Annotated in this window: 3 protein-coding genes and 1 pseudogene; all 4 read right to left on the minus strand. The window is 52.6% G+C overall.

The genetic code is table 11. The features are described 5' to 3' along the window. Nucleotides 1–353: 353 nt before the first annotated feature. Nucleotides 354–920 carry a hypothetical protein gene (locus tag GX117_02630; GenBank protein ID NLO32242.1) on the minus strand — a complete coding sequence of 189 codons (567 nt, stop codon included), beginning with the start codon at nucleotides 918–920 and terminating at the stop codon, nucleotides 354–356. 85 nt (nucleotides 921–1,005) lie between these two features. After that, a pseudogene (locus tag GX117_02635) lies at nucleotides 1,006–1,808 on the minus strand (hypothetical protein). A gap of 109 nt (nucleotides 1,809–1,917) precedes the next feature. Next, the gene (locus tag GX117_02640; protein ID NLO32243.1) at nucleotides 1,918–3,084 is read right to left on the minus strand and encodes a DUF262 domain-containing protein; all 1,167 of its coding nucleotides are present in this window, start codon (nucleotides 3,082–3,084) and stop codon (nucleotides 1,918–1,920) included. 1 nt (nucleotide 3,085) lies between these two features. After that, nucleotides 3,086–3,329: DNA methyltransferase (locus GX117_02645; protein NLO32244.1), on the minus strand; the 244-nt coding region annotated here is incomplete at its 5' end.

The following is a 3,329-nucleotide window of genomic DNA, read 5'->3' on the forward strand; positions in this document are numbered from 1 at the left end:
AGCCACCAATAGGCAAGATTGTTCCATAAAGCGTGGTCAAGGATGAACTGCCGTCCATAACTGTCAAGGCGTGCCTCATCGGGTTGTTTGTAGCCTTTAGGCTGCCAGATTGTGGGAGTGGACACTACAAATTCTGGCAAACTAATAAGGTCCACAAAATCGCCAAGAAAATTTTTTCGAGACGTCCAATCTAGAATATGCTTTCGACTTCCTCGATGCATATTTTTCCTCATAGGATAACGGGTTGGCCCACCTGAAGCCGTGACAGGGGGTGGGCGACGAGATCGCCTAGCATGAAAGTTAGCGAAGTGTCGACTCGTACCTCCGCCGAAGGCGGTCAGGTGGAGCCGATGTTAGCCGCAAACGACATTCTGCTTCAAGTATTTTATGATAGAATCTGAAGCAATAGTATATACGAGAGCCGATTCTGTTGTAAGTGCAAATTCAGGAGCATGAGCTGCCTGATTCCGTAGACCGCGCAAATCACGCAAGATGCTAATGATGGATCTGTCGAGAGTCTCCTGCCTCTCGAGAAACTTGATAGCTTGGAATGTGAAAGTCTGGTTCTTGAAGGTATCTCCTCCAAGTCGCCTAGATGCTTCAAGTGCGGCTAGTTCAACTCTACGCCAAGCCTCCATGACCGCAGATTGAGGAGATATCTCAGCCAATTTTGCTAACACACTTTCCTCTGCTGGGACTAATTCCAACTCGGGTTCTATAGGCGTCAATTTTTCTGCGAGTTCTTCACCCACTTCTCTAACTTGCTTCCCAAATTCAATCTCAATTTCCTTGTACTTGAGTTTCTGAAGAAAGGGGAATAATTCTCGCAAAGGCTTTCTCAGGAGGAGAATCGCAATCACAAGAGTAAATGGCCAAGCCAGATAGTTTATTATGTTTGAGAAGAACGTCAATAAGTCCATATTTCCTCCAATGGCGGCTAACGCCCAAGGTCACCTGCCGCCAGCGCGCAGCGAAGCTGCGGGATGGCGGTCAGGTGGAGCCTTGTTATACATTGTGCTTTGCCGAAAGATAGCTACAGAGTACAGCCGAAAGACCGACAATTAACTCTCCTTCCTCATAGGAAAGCGCTTGGCCTTCTCGAAGATGACGAGCATTCTCGGATGCGAAGCCCCACGTCTTTGAAACAACCTGATCAAGCGGCTGCGGGATCAAATCGTCGTAACGCTTCATTATTTCACCGAGCGTTGCTCTTTCGTCTCCGGAAGCGTTACGCGCGACACATTCGAGAGCTGCCATGGCGTGGTGGATTGCGCCGGTGAGATCTGGGTCTGGACGCCGAGAAAGATCTCGGATTGCCTCACGAAGCTCACGCTGCGCCGTTTCGAGTGCATTACTCTCAAGCGTTGCAACGGCACGTTGAATCGACTGCTCCAATGCTTCGGTGCCACGTGCCTCAATCACACCATCAGCTATTTTCCAGCCGATGCCGTTTTCAACACAGAAATCGTTGAACTCCGTTTCAAACCTGCTTGCATCGTATGAAGACGCTTTCCTTCGCATCTTAGCAACCAGACCTTCTACAACGTCGTACACTCGATACCAAGGCAGTTATCTACTAGACCGTACACTTCTTTATTGATATTGGGGTATTCGGACCAATTATTCGGGTCGGGACGATTTCGGAGAATCCTGCAAATCGCTTCACGGAGACTTGTTGGACTGAAGCCGCACTCATAAGCGACTTCAATAATTAAGGTGCGCAAATTCGGTGGTGCATCTTGCCGCACCCCGATGTCTGATGCCACGGGTTGATGGAACCCGTATCGCTTTGAAAATCGCTCACTCACCGCGAACTTTTCTCCATATGGTATAACGTCACGGCGCACCGGCACGAGGTCCGCCGCGGGCCTCGCGTACGTGTGACGCCGATTGTTAGCCCCTCTTCATTCTTCCGAATTACCGATTGCCTTTGGCCCGATTGTGGGTCACGCAGAGCATCTGGCAGTTCTCCGCCGTGCTCTCGCCGCCTTTGCTCCACGCGGTGACGTGGTCGGCGTCCATATCTTTGAGCAGATAGATTCTGTGTTTGTTCGCGGTGTCCCCCACCGCGCAGAGCGGACAGTTGGACATGCCCCGGGCCTGGGCCTCGGCCGTCTGTCTGGCATAGACGTCCTGTATAACCCGCTTATCGAACACCCGAACCGCCAACAACTTCTTGTCCGTCGAACCGCCCAGGAGATACTCAAAGATACCTTTGCGGTTCGTCACATTCGGGTCGGCGGCGAGCTCTTTCACCTCTTGGGACATCTTCTTCGGGTCGTAGGAGTTGCCGTGATACGCCTCGTACAGCCTACCCCACTCCAGGCCCTTCATCTCCGGAAGGACGTCGATGAACACCGCTGAAACCCAGTCGATCACGCTGTTGAAGTACGCCTTCAGCTCATTGATGTTGTCATCGTTGCGATGGGCGCTCATGTAGCCGCCGATATCGCCCCGGCTCACCCACTCCAGCGCGCGCTCCAGGAACTCTTGCCGGGTGGCGCTGCCCTTGATGTATGCGCTCCACTTCTGGATGTTCGCGTTCTGGCTGTTGCTGAACTCGGCCTTGGCGCGCGTCACGAACGGCCCGGAGTAGATGGCGTTCAGGAGCTCTTGGGCATTGAGCGGCACGCCCGCGATGTTGATCGTCTCGAACCACTGCTTGATCTCGCTCTCCGTGCCCTCGCATTCGTAGATCAACAGTTTCGAGCCCATGATCCTAGCCTGCTGGTCGGCGGGTAGGCTGTCGAAGTACTGCGGGTTGCCGGCATCCATGATCGCAAACTTGTTGGTGACGAACCGCCCGATGCTGGTGATCCGCTGCTGGCCGTCCAGCACCTCGAACCTGTCCGGCGCGACGGTGTTGAAGTAGATCAGCCCCAGCGGATACCCCTTGAGGAGGGAGCGGATGACCGCCTGCTCCTTTTTGCCGCCGCCGTCCGCATAGATGTAGTTGCGCTGGTATTCCGGCTGGATGGTGAGCCTGCCGCCCAGCCCGAACAAGCCCTTGCCCTCCAACTGGTTGTACACGAACCCCTCGCAGATGGCGGCGACGGTGATATCGGTTCTCAGGGTGGTTTTCATTTCACTTTTTCCTATGCCTTATGAAGATTCTTTTATACGCCATTTTTGCCACACCATTTTCATAATAGCCGGCTGTAGGATTACCTTCCTTATAGGCTCCTGTGCCGCCACGTTTATAATAATCCTCAACAAACTGTCTTGTTAAACCTGGTGTTGTCTTGAAGCTATCATCAACAAGTCCATTATCGCTTGTCCCCAAGATTTCGAACTGATCTGGATTGTATTTATCGAGGAAGGTGATAGGG

This window comes from Candidatus Hydrogenedentota bacterium (genome assembly GCA_012523015.1).
Lineage (GTDB): Bacteria > Hydrogenedentota > Hydrogenedentia > Hydrogenedentales > CAITNO01 > JAAYBJ01.

Excerpts from the sequence above, each read along its gene's own strand:
- GX117_02640 (NLO32243.1), bottom strand. The coding sequence starts at position 3,084 with ATGAAAACCACCCTGAGAACCGATATCACCGTCGCCGCCATCTGCGAG.
- GX117_02630 (NLO32242.1), bottom strand. The coding sequence starts at position 920 with ATGGACTTATTGACGTTCTTCTCAAACATAATAAACTATCTGGCTTGG.